This is a genomic window from Streptomyces sp. NPDC027663, assembly GCF_055566415.1.
Genome location: NZ_JBVHSK010000002.1, coordinates 695,507 through 710,621, shown reverse-complemented (window position 1 = coordinate 710,621; position 15,115 = coordinate 695,507). Strand labels below are relative to the sequence as shown.

At 71.2% G+C, this 15,115-nt stretch carries 13 protein-coding genes; 7 read left to right on the top strand and 6 right to left on the bottom strand.

The features are described 5' to 3' along the window. Nucleotides 1–72 precede the first annotated feature (72 nt). Nucleotides 73–1,701, top strand: coding sequence for a chaperonin GroEL (groL, locus tag ACZ4SF_RS08025; RefSeq protein WP_468379809.1), 1,629 nt, complete (start codon nucleotides 73–75; stop codon nucleotides 1,699–1,701). A gap of 57 nt (nucleotides 1,702–1,758) precedes the next feature. Here groL and ACZ4SF_RS08020 read toward each other — a convergent pair whose 3' ends face one another. The 3 genes from ACZ4SF_RS08020 to ACZ4SF_RS08010 all read right to left on the bottom strand — a co-directional run bounded on the left by ACZ4SF_RS08020 (nucleotide 1,759) and on the right by ACZ4SF_RS08010 (nucleotide 4,065). Further along, nucleotides 1,759–2,466 carry an ester cyclase gene (locus ACZ4SF_RS08020; protein ID WP_468379806.1) on the bottom strand — a complete coding sequence of 236 codons (708 nt, stop codon included), beginning with the start codon at nucleotides 2,464–2,466 and terminating at the stop codon, nucleotides 1,759–1,761. A gap of 80 nt (nucleotides 2,467–2,546) precedes the next feature. Continuing rightward, a complete protein-coding gene (locus tag ACZ4SF_RS08015; RefSeq protein ID WP_468379803.1) occupies nucleotides 2,547–3,320 on the bottom strand; it encodes an SDR family NAD(P)-dependent oxidoreductase in 774 nt (257 codons plus the stop codon). A gap of 76 nt (nucleotides 3,321–3,396) precedes the next feature. Continuing rightward, nucleotides 3,397–4,065, bottom strand: coding sequence for an MOSC domain-containing protein (locus ACZ4SF_RS08010; protein ID WP_468379801.1), 669 nt, complete (start codon nucleotides 4,063–4,065; stop codon nucleotides 3,397–3,399). Nucleotides 4,066–4,145: 80 nt separating this feature from the next. Here ACZ4SF_RS08010 and ACZ4SF_RS08005 point away from each other — a divergent pair, with 80 nt between their 5' ends. Next, a complete protein-coding gene (locus tag ACZ4SF_RS08005; RefSeq protein ID WP_468379798.1) occupies nucleotides 4,146–5,045 on the top strand; it encodes a LysR family transcriptional regulator in 900 nt (299 codons plus the stop codon). Between the two features lie 92 nt (nucleotides 5,046–5,137). On the opposite strand, the gene ACZ4SF_RS08000 is transcribed toward ACZ4SF_RS08005, so the two are convergent. After that, nucleotides 5,138–5,467: a WhiB family transcriptional regulator gene (locus ACZ4SF_RS08000; RefSeq protein WP_468379795.1), complete on the bottom strand. Its 330-nt coding sequence runs from the start codon at nucleotides 5,465–5,467 to the stop codon at nucleotides 5,138–5,140. 381 nt (nucleotides 5,468–5,848) lie between these two features. Here ACZ4SF_RS08000 and ACZ4SF_RS07995 point away from each other — a divergent pair, with 381 nt between their 5' ends. The 4 genes from ACZ4SF_RS07995 (at nucleotide 5,849) to ACZ4SF_RS07980 (ending at nucleotide 11,026) form a co-directional block, all read left to right on the top strand. Continuing rightward, complete coding sequence (locus tag ACZ4SF_RS07995; RefSeq protein WP_003948568.1) at nucleotides 5,849–6,460, top strand: response regulator transcription factor; 612 nt, start codon at nucleotides 5,849–5,851, stop codon at nucleotides 6,458–6,460. A 1,049-nt stretch (nucleotides 6,461–7,509) separates the two neighbouring features. Continuing rightward, nucleotides 7,510–8,097, top strand: a complete 588-nt coding sequence (locus ACZ4SF_RS07990; RefSeq protein ID WP_359070216.1) for a sigma-70 family RNA polymerase sigma factor — start codon at nucleotides 7,510–7,512, stop codon at nucleotides 8,095–8,097. 163 nt (nucleotides 8,098–8,260) lie between these two features. Then, nucleotides 8,261–9,763, top strand: a complete 1,503-nt coding sequence (guaB, locus tag ACZ4SF_RS07985) for an IMP dehydrogenase (protein WP_468379793.1) — start codon at nucleotides 8,261–8,263, stop codon at nucleotides 9,761–9,763. Between the two features lie 138 nt (nucleotides 9,764–9,901). Further along, the gene (locus ACZ4SF_RS07980) at nucleotides 9,902–11,026 is read left to right on the top strand and encodes a GuaB3 family IMP dehydrogenase-related protein (RefSeq protein WP_468379791.1); all 1,125 of its coding nucleotides are present in this window, start codon (nucleotides 9,902–9,904) and stop codon (nucleotides 11,024–11,026) included. Between the two features lie 65 nt (nucleotides 11,027–11,091). Here the strand turns inward: ACZ4SF_RS07980 and ACZ4SF_RS07975 are convergent, their stop codons facing one another. Next, nucleotides 11,092–11,646, bottom strand: a complete 555-nt coding sequence (locus ACZ4SF_RS07975; protein WP_468379789.1) for a hypothetical protein — start codon at nucleotides 11,644–11,646, stop codon at nucleotides 11,092–11,094. A gap of 188 nt (nucleotides 11,647–11,834) precedes the next feature. After that, complete coding sequence (locus ACZ4SF_RS07970; protein WP_468379788.1) at nucleotides 11,835–13,043, bottom strand: nucleotide sugar dehydrogenase; 1,209 nt, start codon at nucleotides 13,041–13,043, stop codon at nucleotides 11,835–11,837. A 280-nt stretch (nucleotides 13,044–13,323) separates the two neighbouring features. Here ACZ4SF_RS07970 and ACZ4SF_RS07965 point away from each other — a divergent pair, with 280 nt between their 5' ends. After that, nucleotides 13,324–15,030, top strand: a complete 1,707-nt coding sequence (locus ACZ4SF_RS07965; RefSeq protein WP_468379786.1) for a glycerol-3-phosphate dehydrogenase/oxidase — start codon at nucleotides 13,324–13,326, stop codon at nucleotides 15,028–15,030. The last annotated feature ends 85 nt before the right edge of the window (nucleotides 15,031–15,115 follow it).

Sequence of the window (15,115 nt, the reverse complement as noted above, 5' to 3'; positions counted from 1 at the left end):
ATCACCTGAGAAGCCGGGCGCCCGGGGCGCAGTTCTTTTTCACCCACAGATTTCGAGAGGGCTCCCGCTGTCATGGCGAAGATCCTGAAGTTCGACGAGGACGCCCGTCGCGCCCTCGAGCGCGGCGTCAACAAGCTGGCCGACACGGTGAAGGTGACGATCGGCCCCCGGGGCCGCAACGTCGTCATCGACAAGAAGTTCGGCGCCCCCACCATCACCAACGACGGTGTCACGATCGCCCGCGAGGTCGAGATCGAGGACCCGTACGAGAACCTCGGCGCCCAGCTGGTGAAGGAGGTGGCGACCAAGACCAACGACATCGCTGGTGACGGCACCACCACCGCCACGGTCCTGGCTCAGGCGCTCGTCCGCGAGGGTCTGAAGAACGTCGCCGCCGGCGCCTCCCCGGCCGCCCTGAAGAAGGGCATCGACGCCGCGGTCAAGGCCGTCTCCGACGAGCTGCTGGCCTCGGCCCGCCCGATCGACGAGAAGTCCGACATCGCCGCCGTCGCCGCGCTGTCCGCCCAGGACCAGCAGGTCGGCGAGCTGATCGCCGAGGCGATGGACAAGGTCGGCAAGGACGGTGTCATCACCGTCGAGGAGTCCAACACCTTCGGTCTGGAGCTGGACTTCACCGAGGGCATGGCCTTCGACAAGGGCTACCTGTCGCCGTACTTCGTGACGGACCAGGAGCGCATGGAGGCCGTCCTCGAGGACCCGTACATCCTCATCAACCAGGGCAAGATCTCCGCCATCACGGACCTGCTGCCGCTGCTGGAGAAGGTCATCCAGGCCGGCGCCTCCAAGCCGCTGCTGATCATCGCCGAGGACGTCGACGGCGAGGCCCTGTCGACCCTGGTCGTCAACAAGATCCGCGGCACCTTCAACGCCGTCGCGGTGAAGGCCCCGGGCTTCGGCGACCGCCGCAAGGCGATGCTGCAGGACATGGCCGTCCTCACCGGCGCCACCGTCATCTCCGAGGAGGTCGGCCTCAAGCTCGACCAGGTCGGCATCGACGTGCTCGGCTCCGCCCGCCGCATCACCGTCACCAAGGACGACACCACGATCGTCGACGGCGCCGGCAAGTCCGAGGACGTCCACGGCCGCATCGCGCAGATCAAGGCCGAGATCGAGAACACCGACTCCGACTGGGACCGCGAGAAGCTCCAGGAGCGCCTCGCGAAGCTGGCCGGCGGCGTGTGCGTGATCAAGGTCGGCGCCGCCACCGAGGTGGAGCTGAAGGAGAAGAAGCACCGTCTGGAGGACGCCATCTCCGCGACCCGCGCCGCGGTCGAGGAGGGCATCGTCTCCGGTGGTGGCTCCGCCCTGGTCCACGCCTCCAAGATCCTCGAGGGCAACCTCGACAAGGCCGGCGACGAGGCCACCGGTGTCTCCGTGGTCCGCAACGCCGCGGTCGAGCCGCTGCGCTGGATCGGCGAGAACGCCGGCCAGGAGGGCTACGTCATCGTGTCCAAGGTCAAGGACCTGGACAAGGGGCAGGGCTACAACGCCGCCACCGGCGAGTACGGCGACCTGATCAAGGCCGGCGTCATCGACCCGGTCAAGGTCACCCGCTCCGCCCTGGAGAACGCCGCCTCCATCGCCTCCCTGCTGCTCACGACCGAGACCCTGGTCGTCGAGAAGAAGGAAGAGGAGCCGGAGGCCGCGGGCCACGGCCACGGCCACGGCCACGCCCACTGAGGCGACCGCCTTCGAGTGAAGGCCCGGCACCCTTCGGGGGCCGGGCCTTCGCCCTGTCTACTGCTCCAGCTCGTCCAGGGCGCCCAGCTGCTGCATAAGACCCAGCTGGTCGTGCTGCCACCACAGCTCGGCGATCTTGCCGCTGCCGGCGAAACGGAACAGCGTCATCCCGGTCATCGTGACCCGCCTGCCCGTGGACCCGATCCCCAGGAAGTCGCCTTTGTGCGTGGCGTTCCAGCTCCACCGCGCGCAGGCCCGCTCGCCCTGGCAGAGCACGTCCTCGATCGTGAACGTGAAGTCGAAGGCGCGGCGCCACATCCGGAACTCGGCGCGCGCGTTGTCCAGCCCGATGGTGTCCTGCGGGTTCACCGGATCACGGCTGTGGATGTCCTCGTCGAGCAGATCGTTCAGCGGCGGCAGTTCGCCCGGGGTCGCGAGCGCGGCGAAGAACCTGCGCACGGTTTCTTCGGCCAGCCGCTCGTCCCGTACGACGTCCAGATCGGTGAACGTCGGCATCTCGTCGCACAGCGCGACCATGTCCCGGAAGATCCGGTCGGTCTCCGGGAGATTCGAGTTCCGCACCGCCTCCTCGTAGGACGGGAACTCCACCAGCTCGACGATGTGCGAAGCGTCCGAGCGGTCCTTGCCGACCACCGCGTGCGTCGCCGTCCGCTTCCCCTTGGTCTGCCGCACCCAGTCGTCGATGAGCCGGTTCATCTCGTCCAGCCGGCTGGTCCTGCACTCGATGAGCTGTACGAAGGTCATGACACCGCCTCCGGCGCCCCCCTTGGCCCGGTTACCGTCCCGCCCATTTTCCCACCGGGACGGCAGCGGCACCCGCCGCGCTACCGAGGCCCGTACTTGCGGCCCGTCCGGGTGCTGATCCCGCCCAGCAGCCCGCGCGGCGTCACCTTCACCAGGCCCATCAGCGCCTTGTAGCGGGGATCCGGGATGGACAGCGACTTGCCGCGCGCGAGGTCGGCCAGGGCCGCCGCGACCAGCTTGTCGGCGTCGAGCCACATCCAGCCGGGGATGTTGTCCGTGCCCATCCCGGCCCGCTGGTGGAACTCGGTGCGCACGAAGCCCGGGCACAGCGCCATCAGCCGCACCCCGCTGCCCGCCAGGTCCCTGGCCGCACCCTGGGTGAACTGCACGACCCACGCCTTGGACGCGCCGTACGTGCCGCGCGGGACGAAGGCGGCCACCGAGGCGACGTTCACCACGCCGCCCCGGCCGCGCTCGCGCATCGCCTCGGCCGCCGCCGAGGTCAGCCGGAGCACCGCCTCGCAGTGCACCTTGAGCATCTTCAGTTCGTCCGCCATCGCTACGTCCAGATAGCGGCCCTTGTTGCCGAAGCCGGCGTTGTTGACGAGCAGGTCGACCGGATTCCTGCGGTCGCCGAGCCGGTCTGCCACCGCCTCGATGCCCTTGTCCCCGGAGAGGTCGGCGGTCAGCACCTCCACCTCGATGCCGTGCCGGTCGTGGAGTTCCGTGGCCTGCTCGCGCAGCCTCTTGGTGTCCCGTGCCACCAGCACGAGGTCGTGCCCGTCAGCCGCCAGCCGCCGCGCGAACGCGGCGCCGATTCCCGCGGTCGATCCCGTAATCAGAGCCGTTGTCATGGCCCAAGGGTAGTGACCCGGACCGCCGGCCTCCGCTGCCCGTGGCGACCTGACCGGCCATCAGTCTGACAAGCACTCAGCCCCCGTGTTCGGCGGCGTACTTGTGTGCCGCCGCCAGCGTCCGGGCGTGCAGCGCGTCGCCCGCCACGAGCAGCCGGGGCAGCAGTTCCCGTTCGGTGGTGGTCGCGCGGAACTCCATGGCCGCCGTCACGCCGTGGTCCGGCCGGTGCACGATCTCGACCGGGTCGCCCGCCCGTATCCCGCCCGGCTCGATCACCCGGAGGTAGGCACCGGTTGCGCCCTTCTGTGTGAACCTCTTGACCCAGCCGCGCTCGCCCAGATGGCCCTGGAAAGTACGGCACGGAATGCGCCCCGAGGTCACCTCCAGGACCACCTCCGAACCGATCCGCCAGCGCTCGCCGATCAGTGCGCCCGACACGTCCAGCCCGTTCGTCGTGAGGTTCTCTCCGAAGCAACCGTTGGCCAACGATCGGCCCAGCTCGCGCTCCCAGACGTCGAGGTCCTCGCGCGCGTAGGCGTACACCGCCTGGTCGTCACCGCCGTGATGGCGCAGATCGCACACCGCGTCACCGGCCAGCCCGCTGCCGGCGGTCCCCGCGGGCCCGGGGGCCGCCACCCGCACCGTCCCGTCGGCAGGCCGCTTGTCGATACCCGTCACGCCCTGCGGCTGGTCCGTGTACGGCACCGGCAGCGAACGACCCAGATTGACCGAGAGAAGCTTCATGGCCGGCACGGTACGGGACCGCCCTCAAAGCGTCGAGCCAATATTCTGCACCATACCCAAGCTGCCCTTATGCTCAGAGGGTGATCGAGGCCCGTCATCTCCGCGTCCTGCGCGCCGTCGCCACCACCGGATCCTTCTCGGCGGCGGGGCGCCAGCTGGGCTGCACCCAGCCCGCCGTCAGCCAGCAGATGAAGGCTCTGGAGGCCTCGGTAGGCACCCCGCTGCTGGTCCGCACCGGGCGCGAGATGCGCCTCACCCAGGCCGGCGAGGCCCTCGTCCGGCACGCCTCCGGCATCCTCGCCGGGCTCACCGCGGCCGAGGAGGAGGTCGCCGCCATCGCCGGACTGCGTGCGGGCCGGGTCCGGCTGGTCTCCTTCCCCAGCGGCAGCTCCACCCTCGTCCCCACCGCCCTCGCCGCCCTGCGCGCCGCCCACCCCGGCACCCGCGTCTCCCTGGTGGAGGCCGAACCCCCGAGGTCGGTCGAACTGCTGCGCGAAGGCGACTGCGACCTGGCCCTGGCCTTCCGCTACGAGGGGGCCGCGGTCGCCGAGGACTGGGACGATCTCGTGGTGCGCCCGCTGCTGACGGACCGTCTGGTCGCCCTGGTGCCCGAGCGGCACCGGCTCGCGCGCGCGGAGACCGTCGCCATCGGAGAACTGGCCCAGGAGCCCTGGATCGCGGGCTGCCCGCGCTGCCGCGGTCAGCTGGTCGAGGTCTGCGAGGGGGCCGGCTTCGCCCCCCGGATCGACTTCGCCACGGACGACTATCCGGCGGTGGTCGGCCTGGTCGGGGCGGGCCTCGGCGTCGCGGTCCTGCCCCAGCTGGCGGTGGAGTCGGTACGGCCGAGGGGCGCGCGGACGGTACGGCTGGAACCGGCGGTACGGCGGGAGATCGTCGCCCTCACCCTGCCCGACCTGGCACAGGTGCCGGCAGTGGCGGCGACGCTGGAGCAACTGGCCCGGGCGGCCGGGCGCGGCTAGCGGGGTACGGCAGAGTCATGGGCACGCGGGCGCGTGCCCAAGAGGGAAATACATGTGCACACCCGGTCGTCCGTGGGTGCAGAAACGTTCCTTCATTGGTTGGAGGCGGTGTCCCCGCTGGTGGTCGAGGTCGCCACCAGGCGGTTGCGCGCCCGCCCCATCAACTCCTCACGCTCGTCCTCGGTCAGGCCACCCCAGACGCCGTACGGTTCGCGCACCGCCAGCGCGTGTGCCGCGCACTCCGCACGGACCGGGCACCTCATGCAGACCTCCTTGGCCGAGTTCTCGCGAGCGCTCCGAGCCGCCCCGCGCTCGCCCTCCGGGTGGAAGAAGAGCGAGCTGTCCACGCCGCGGCAGGCAGCCAGCAGCTGCCAGTCCCACAGGTCCGCGTTCGGTCCGGGAAGGCGGGAGAAATCTGCCATTACGTGACCCCTTGTAGCCGTTCTGGGCGGATACGGTGCCAACGACCGTACATCTCCGGTCTAAGGAGATGAAAATATGACTCATTGCGAATCTAGCCCCGGACACTACAAAACGGGAAGAAAATGGGCTGAATGGGGCATAGGTTGTGATGAAAAGTTGAGGGTCCGTTGGGCATGTCTGCACCGTGTCGGCCCCCTCACGTAGAGTGCCGAAGACGGCAGGCAGCCCCGTAACTCTTTCGAGTGACCGTCGTTGAGAGTGCGGAGGCGGTTGAAAACACAAGCGCTCGGGCAGGCGTCCGAGACGGTCGACCGCACAGGTGACGATTCCGTACCAGCCTGGAGGCTCAAGGTGACGCGCATCAGCTGCGGAGGGCGGTCATGACATCCGTCCTCGTCTGCGACGACTCCCCGCTTGCCCGAGAAGCGCTCCGCCGCGCGGTCGCGACCGTGCCCGGTGTCGAGCGCGTGACGACGGCGGCCAACGGCGAGGAAGTCCTCCGCCGCTGGGGCGCCGACCGCTCCGACCTCATTCTGATGGACGTGCGCATGCCCGGTCTGGGCGGCGTCGAGACCGTGCGCCGGCTGCTGTCGGCCGACCCGGGCGCGCGCATCATCATGCTCACCGTCGCCGAGGACCTCGACGGTGTGGCCCTCGCGGTGGCCGCGGGCGCGCGGGGATACCTGCACAAGGACGCGTCCCGCGCGGAACTGCGGGCCACCGTCACGCAGGCCCTCGCCGACCCGACCTGGCGCCTGGCCCCGCGCCGTCTGCGCTCGGCCGAGATGGGTGCCGCACCGACCCTCACGGCGCGCGAGATCCAGGTTCTGGAGGGCATGAGCCACGGCCGCTCCAACGCCGAGATCGGCCGCGAGCTGTTCCTCTCCGAGGACACCGTGAAGACCCACGCCCGGCGCCTGTTCAAGAAACTCGGGGCCTCGGACCGGGCCCACGCGGTGGCCCTCGGCTTCCGCTGGGGACTGGTCCGCTAACGGCCGCGGGCCCTGCCGGGCCGAACGGCACGGGGCCATCCGGCTCCGCTCCACCCCCCGGCCCCTTTGCGGCAGACCGGCCGGCTCGATGGCACGGAGGTTGCCCGGGGGCGGTCGGGGCCTGTGGGGCGCCGGTGACGGTGCCGGTGACGGTGTGGGCGCTGCGTGCTCGTCTCGGCACCGGGATGTCCGCGGTGGGCTCGCGCACCGAGGTGTCCTGGCGGCCGCTCGCCGGGAAGCGGGCGCGCGCCGGCCGGCCGGCACGACTCGGGTCCACCCCCGGCCATGGCTGTTCCGGCGGGCCGGCGGTCGTCCCGAGTGGCGTCCTGGTGGTCCGCGTCGGCCCGCGGCCGCCCCGGGCGGTGTCCTCGTGGCCGTCGTCGGCCGGCGGTCGTGCCGAGTGGCGTCTTCGCCGTCCGCGTCGGCCCGCGGCCGCTCCGGGCGGTGTCCTCGTGGCCGTCGTCGGCCCGCGGCCGTTCGGAGCGGTGTCCTTGTGACCGTCGGCGGCCGGCGACCGCTTTTCCGAGCGCGCCACACTGTTGGACGCACCGCAGGCCGCGGTCCCGGGTGTGTGACCCATGTCGTAGGCGCCGGCCGTCGGCCGTCCCTGCAGGCGCCGTCGTCGTACCTGCCGGCGGACGGCCGCGTGCCCGCCGTGCGACTCCGCCGGACGCACGGGCAGGCGACCGTTCCGGACGTGCCACCTGGCCGTACACCCGGGCGGACGAGTCCGCGCCCCGGCCGTGCGGGCCGGCAGATGACCGCCCCGGCGGACCCCTCCGCCCCCTGCGCCGGCAGGGCATTCGCAGCCCGGTGCACCATCCCGCCGGACCCCCGGAGGGGCATGCGCAAGGCGGCCCGCCGGACGGGCGCTGCTCGTTTCGGCGCGGATGCCGCATCCTTGAGATGTGGAGTCTCTCGGGGACGAGTCGGTCGAGCGGAAGGGGAGGGCGCAGGGGATGAGTGCCGGCGCACCTGCTCATAACGCTTCGGTGCACAACCACGACCACAGTGCGACGGACCGGACAGCCGCAAGGCACCATGGACCGATGCGCGACGACGAGGCGGGCACGGCCCACGGGGCGATCGGTGCCCTCGTGCATCGTGCCGTCGACGGGGACGAGCAGGCCACGCACGATCTGCTCGCCCATGTCCACCCGCTGGCGCTGCGCTACTGCCGTACCCGGCTGTCCCGGCTGCCCGGCGACGCGCGCCACTTCGTGGAAGACCTCGCCCAGGAGGTCTGCGTGGCGGTCCTGCTCGCCCTGCCCCGCTACCGCGACACCGGCCGGCCCTTCGAGGCCTTCGTCTTCGCCATCGCGTCCCACAAGGTCGCCGACCTGCAGCGCGCGGCCATGCGGCACCCGGGTTCGACCGCCGTGCCGTCCGACGAGATGCCCGAGCGGCCCGACGACTCCCTCGGCCCCGAGGAGCGCGCCCTGCTCAGCAGCGACGCCGCGTGGGCCAAGAAGCTGCTGGCCAACCTCCCCGAGAACCAGCGCGAGCTGCTCCTGCTGCGTATCGCCGTGGGCTTGACCGCGGAGGAGACGGGGCAGATGTTGGGAATGTCACCCGGGGCGGTCCGTGTGGCCCAGCACCGGGCGCTGAGCCGTCTGCGGGCGCTCGCCGAGCAGTGATCCCCTGTGAGGGAGCCGCCGTAGCGCCTGCGCTGAACAGGTGCGGCGCCGTTTCCGTACGAACATACGAAGCCTGAAGCGACCCCGTACCGTGGAATTTGCTAGCGACGCTTCCCGTTAGCATGGACATCCGCACCGATCAAGGCCATTTGGGGAAGGTGTCATGACTGCCAACGTCGACGGAGTGCCCGGAAAATTCGCGACACTCGGGCTGACCTACGACGACGTGCTGCTGCTGCCGGGTGCATCCGAGGTGCTCCCCAACGCGGTCGACACCTCGTCCCGCATCTCCCGCAATGTCCGGGTCAACATCCCGCTGCTGTCGGCGGCGATGGACAAGGTGACCGAGTCCCGCATGGCGATCGCGATGGCCCGCCTGGGCGGCGTCGGCGTGCTGCACCGCAACCTCTCCGTCGAGGACCAGGTCAACCAGGTCGACCTGGTGAAGCGGTCCGAGTCCGGCATGGTCACCGACCCGATCACGGTGCACCCGGAGGCCACGCTCGCCGAGGCGGACGCCCTGTGCGCCAAGTTCCGCATCAGCGGTGTCCCGGTCACCGACCCGGCCGGCAAGCTGCTGGGCATCGTGACCAACCGCGACATGGCCTTCGAGAGCGACCGCACGCGCCAGGTGCGCGAGGTCATGACCCCGATGCCGCTGGTCACCGGCAAGGTCGGCATCTCCGGGCCCGAGGCCATGGAGCTGCTGCGCAAGCACAAGATCGAGAAGCTTCCGCTGGTCGACGACGAGGGCGTCCTCAAGGGCCTGATCACGGTCAAGGACTTCGTCAAGGCCGAGAAGTACCCGAACGCCGCCAAGGACGCCGAGGGCCGCCTGCTCGTCGGTGCCGCCGTCGGCGCCAGCCCCGAGGCGCTGGAGCGCGCCCAGGCGCTCTCCGAGGCCGGTGTGGACTTCCTGGTCGTGGACACCTCGCACGGCCACAACAGCAACGCGCTCAGCTGGATGTCGAAGATCAAGTCCAGCGTGGACGTCGACGTGATCGGCGGCAACGTCGCCACGCGCGACGGCGCCCAGGCGCTGATCGACGCCGGTGTGGACGGCATCAAGGTGGGCGTCGGCCCGGGTTCCATCTGCACCACCCGCGTGGTCGCCGGCATCGGTGTCCCCCAGGTCACCGCCATCTACGAGGCGTCCCTCGCGGCCCGCCCCGCCGGTATTCCGCTGATCGGTGACGGTGGCCTCCAGTACTCCGGCGACATCGGCAAGGCGCTGGCCGCCGGCGCCGACACGGTGATGCTGGGCAGCCTCCTCGCCGGCTGCGAGGAGTCCCCGGGCGAGCTGCTGTTCATCAACGGCAAGCAGTTCAAGTCGTACCGCGGCATGGGCTCGCTGGGCGCCATGCAGTCCCGCGGCCAGGGCAGGTCGTACTCGAAGGACCGCTACTTCCAGGCCGAGGTGGCGTCCGACGACAAGCTCGTGCCCGAGGGCGTCGAGGGCCAGGTGCCCTACCGCGGTCCGCTCTCCAACGTGCTGCACCAGCTCGTCGGCGGCCTGCGCCAGACCATGGGCTATGTCGGCGCCGCCACCATCGAGGAGATGGAGTCCAAGGGCCGCTTCGTGCGGATCACCTCGGCGGGTCTGAAGGAGAGCCACCCGCACGACATCCAGATGACGGTCGAGGCGCCGAACTACAGCAGGAAGTGACGTACGCGCACGCGTGACGGCAGTGCAAGGGCGGCCCCGGGGCATCCGGGGCCGCCCTTGTCGTACCTGTGGAGAGCTTGCGTCCCACCCGTCGGCGATACTGGAAGGCGCTGCAACGCATAGGGAAAGGCCACCAACGTGACTGAGATCGAGATCGGGCGCGGCAAGCGCGGCCGCCGGGCGTACGCCTTCGACGACATCGCCGTCGTCCCCAGCCGCCGTACGCGGGACCCGAAGGAGGTCTCGATCGCCTGGCAGATCGACGCCTACCGCTTCGAGCTGCCCTTCCTGGCCGCCCCGATGGACTCCGTGGTCTCCCCGGCCACCGCGATCCGCATCGGCGAGCTGGGCGGCCTCGGCGTGCTCAACCTCGAGGGCCTCTGGACGCGGTACGAGGACCCGCAGCCGCTGCTGGACGAGATCGCGGAGCTGCCGGCCGAGCAGGCGACCCGCCGCCTCCAGGAGATCTACGCGGCGCCGATCAAGGAGGAGCTGATCGGCGCCCGCATCAAGGAGGTGCGCGACTCCGGCGTCGTCACCGCCGCCGCGCTCTCCCCGCAGCGCACCGCCCAGTTCTCCAAGGCGGTCGTGGACGCGGGCGTGGACATCTTCGTCATCCGCGGTACGACGGTCTCGGCGGAGCACGTGTCGTCCTCGCACGAGCCGCTGAACCTGAAGCAGTTCATCTACGAGCTGGACGTCCCGGTGATCGTCGGCGGCTGCGCCACCTACACCGCCGCGCTGCACCTGATGCGCAGCGGCGCGGCCGGCGTCCTGGTCGGCTTCGGCGGCGGCGCCGCGCACACCACGCGCAACGTTCTCGGCATCCAGGTCCCGATGGCCACGGCCGTCGCCGACGTGGCGGCGGCCCGCCGCGACTACATGGACGAGTCCGGCGGCCGGTACGTGCACGTGATCGCGGACGGCGGCGTGGGCTGGTCCGGCGACCTGCCCAAGGCGATCGCCTGCGGCGCCGACGCGGTGATGATGGGATCCCCGCTGGCCCGCGCCACGGACGTGCCCGGCAAGGGCCACCACTGGGGCATGGAGGCGGTCAACGAGGAGCTGCCCCGCGGCCAGAAGGTCGACCTCGGCACGGTCGGCACGATCGAGGAGGTCCTCACCGGCCCGTCCCACACCCCGGACGGCTCGATGAACTTCTTCGGCGCCCTGCGCCGCGCCATGGCCACCACCGGCTACAGCGAGCTGAAGGAGTTCCAGCGGGTCGAGGTGACGGTGGCGGACAGCCAGCACCGCCGCTGACCCGTCCGACGCGAAGGGGCCCGGCCACCGCACGGTGACCGGGCCCCTTCGCGTGCGGGCGAGCCTTACGCGGCCGCCTTCTTGGCGCCGGAGAACGCGGCGAACGCCGCGATGCCGAAGAAGACGAAGGTCAGCGGGTCGGCGTCTTCCTTCCAGATCTTCTGGACCGAGTCGAGGTGCTCGAAGAAGACCTCGCTGAAGCCCAGGTGGGAGTAGTCGGCGATCAGCATCGCCTCACCGACCAGCTGTCCGAGGTAGACCGAGCCGAGCGCCAGGACGGCGCCGATGACCGGGAGGGCGGGGTTGCGGCCGCCGGCCTTGCCGGCCACGAGGCCGACGACGAAGCCGACACCGACGGCCGCCCAGCCGATCTCGTGCTCGGTGGCGCCGATGATGACGCCGTAGAGGGCGCCGACGACGACGGCGGCGGCGACCGCGGCCACCAGGCCGAGCACCAGGTTGTTCCTGACCGGCGCCGCCGGTGCCGCCGGTGCGGCGAAGGCGCCCGGCTGCGGCGGGTACGGCGCACCGGGGGCGGGGGCCGGGGCCTGCTGGGCGTACGGGTTGCCGTCCGCCGGACCGGGCTGCGGCGGCTGAGGCGGTGGCGTTGACTGGCTCATGACAGAAATCCCCCCGAGTGTGGAGCATCGACCGATGACAGGAACGGGTGACCCGCCGGCACGCCTGTGCGGTGAGTCCGGGGGACAGTAACAGCCGGGAACGACAACGCCCCGGCTGTTTTCCGTCCGTGACCGCTTTTACCGTGCGACCGTTTCCCGTTCGTGATCGTTCCCCGCGCGTGACGCCCTCAGAGCCGGTGCGCCGCCCCCGTCGGCGTGGCCCCGCGGGTGTCCAGCAGCAGCTGCGCCTTCACCGAAAGCCCCTGCAGGTCGTACGTCCGGTGCTGCTGGAGCAGGATCGTGAGGTCGGCCTCGGCCGCCGCCTCGTACAGGGAGTCCGCGCGCGGGACCGGGCGGTCCAGGACGCTCCAGGCCGGCACGTAGGGGTCGTGGTAGCTCACGGCCGCGCCCAGCTCCATCAGCCGTACGGCGATCTCCTGGGCCGGGGTGCCCTGCTGGTCGGCGAGGTCGGGCTTGTAGGTGACGCCGAGCAGCAGAACGCGGGCCCCGCGCGCGGACTTGCCGTGTTCGTTGAGGAGCGTGGCGGCGCGCTGCACGACGTACCGGGGCATCCGGCTGTTGACCTGCTGGGCCAGCTCGACCAGGCGCAGGGTGCGGGTCGCGTGCCCGGTCAGGTCCTGCGGGACCCCGTGCCCGCCGACACCCGGCCCCGGCCGGAACGCATGGAAGCCGAAGGGCTTGGTCTCCGCGCAGCGGATGACGTCCCACAGGTCCACGCCCAGCTCGTGGCAGAGGACGGCCATCTCGTTGACCAGCGCGATGTTGACGTGCCGGTAGTTGGTCTCCAGCAGCTGGACGGCCTCCGCCTCGCGCAGCCCACGCGCGCGTACCACCTTGTCGGTCAGCCGGCCGTAGAACGCGGCGGCCGATTCGGTGCAGGCCGAGGTGAGGCCGCCGATGACCTTCGGGGTGCTGGCGGGCGTGTGGTCGCGGTTGCCGGGGTCGACCCGGCTGGGGGAGTAGGCCAGGTGGAAGTCGCGGCCGGCCCGCAGCCCCGAGCCCTTCTCCAGCAGCGGGCGCAGGAACTTCTCCGTCGTCCCGGGCAGCACCGGTGACTCCAGGATGACCGTGGTGTGCGGCCGGAGGCGCTCGGCGAGGGTGCGGGCGGCGGCCTCCACCTGGCCGAGGTCGAGTCCGCCGTCGGCACCGCGCGGGGTGGGCGCGCAGATCACCGCCGTACGGACGCGGCCGAGCTGGGCCGGGTCGGTGCCGGGCCGGAAGCCGGCCGCGTGCATCCGGCGCAGCTCGGCGGGGCTGAGCGAGCCCGCCTCGGGGCCGGTGGCGTAGCCGACGGTGGGGATGCCGGCGGCGACGGCGGCCTGGGCGAGCGGCAAGCCGTAGGGGCCGAGTCCGATGACTGCGAGGTCTGCGGGCATGGCGTGGGCCGTCCTTCCCAGTGGCCGAAGCGGCACAGTATGCAACCGCTGTGGACAGGATGAGCGAGTGCACTGTCAGACTAGGTACCTATATGACCGTTAGGTGTGATTGTGTTCGTGTGTCTTCCAGCGGTTGTGCGCAAGTTGTCCACAGGTTCGCGGCCCGTAGTGGCTGGAGTCGGGCAAGCCGGTCAGAATTTGGGCATGAGGAGGGGATGAACCGGGCTTCGCCCACCGGGTGCGGCCGACGCGAGCCAGACAGCGACAGCGGGAGGCAGCGGTGAGGACAGCGACTCTTGGGCCGGCGCAGCGCGCCGAGGCACTGGCGGCGATGGCGGAGCGCGAGCTGGACGTGCTGGTGGTCGGTGCCGGAGTGGTCGGTGCGGGCACCGCGCTGGACGCGGTCACCCGCGGCCTGTCCACCGGCCTGGTCGAGGCCCGGGACTGGGCGTCCGGTACCTCGAGCCGGTCCAGCAAGCTGATCCACGGTGGCCTGCGCTATCTGGAGATGCTCGACTTCGCCCTCGTCCGAGAGGCCCTCAAGGAGCGCGGCCTGCTGCTGGAGCGCCTCGCCCCGCACCTGGTCAAACCGGTGCCGTTCCTCTACCCGTTGCAGCACAAGGGCTGGGAGCGGTTGTACGCGGGCTCGGGCGTCGCGCTGTACGACGCGATGTCGATGGCCCGCGGCCACGGCCGGGGCCTGCCCCTGCACCGCCACCTGTCCCGCCGCAACGCCCTGCGCGTGGCCCCCTGCCTGCGCAAGGACGCCCTCGTCGGCGCCCTGCAGTACTACGACGCCCAGATGGACGACGCACGCTTCGTGGCCACCCTGGTGCGCACGGCGGCGTCCTACGGCGCGAAGGTGGCCAACCGCGCGCGCGTGACCGGGTTCCTGCGCGAGGGCGAGCGGGTCGTCGGCGCCCGGGTGCAGGACGTGGAGGCCGGCGGGGAGTACGAGATCCGGGCCAAGCAGATCGTCAACGCCACCGGCGTGTGGACCGACGACACGCAGGCCATGGTGGGCGAGCGCGGCCAGTTCCACGTCCGCGCCTCCAAGGGCATCCACCTGGTCGTGCCCAAGGACCGCATTCACTCCACCACCGGTCTGATCCTGCGCACCGAGAAGTCCGTCCTGTTCGTCATCCCCTGGGGCCGGCACTGGATCGTCGGCACCACCGACACCGACTGGGACCTCGACAAGGCCCACCCCGCGGCCTCCAGCGCCGACATCGACTACCTGCTGGAACACGTCAACTCGGTGCTGGCCGTGCCGCTCGGCCGGGACGACGTGCAGGGCGTGTACGCCGGGCTGCGCCCGCTGCTGGCCGGCGAGTCCGACGCCACCAGCAAACTGTCCCGCGAGCACACGGTCGCCCACCCGGCGCCGGGGCTGGTGGTCGTGGCGGGCGGCAAGTACACCACCTACCGGGTGATGGCCAAGGACGCCGTCGACGAGGCCGTGCACGGTCTCGACATGCGCGTCGCCGACTGCGTCACGGAGGAGACCCCGCTGCTGGGCGCGGAGGGGTACCGGGCGATGTGGAACGCGCGGGCACGGATCGCCGCCCGTACCGGAATCCATGTGGCCCGGGTGGAACACCTGCTGAATCGGTACGGTTCGATGGCCGAGGAGATCCTGGACCTCATCGCCGCCGACCCCGCGCTCGGTGAGCCGCTGCACGCCGCCGACGACTACCTGCGCGCCGAGGTGGTGTACGCCGCCTCGCACGAGGGCGCCCGTCATCTGGACGACGTCCTCACCCGGCGTACCCGCATCTCCATCGAGACCTTCGACCGGGGCACCCGCAGCGCCCGTGAGGCGGCCGAGCTGATGGCGCCGGTGCTCGGCTGGGACAAGGACCAGATCGAGCGCGAGGTCGAGCACTACGAGAAGCGGGTGGAGGCCGAGCGCGAGTCCCAGCTGCAGCCGGACGACCAGACGGCGGACGCGGCGCGGCTGGGGGCACCGGACATCGTGCCGCGGTAGCACTGGCCCGGCGCTGGTCCGGTGCGCTGTTCCGGCGCCACGCCGGACTTCACCCGAAGGAGTGGCCTCGGCCGGGATCTTTGCC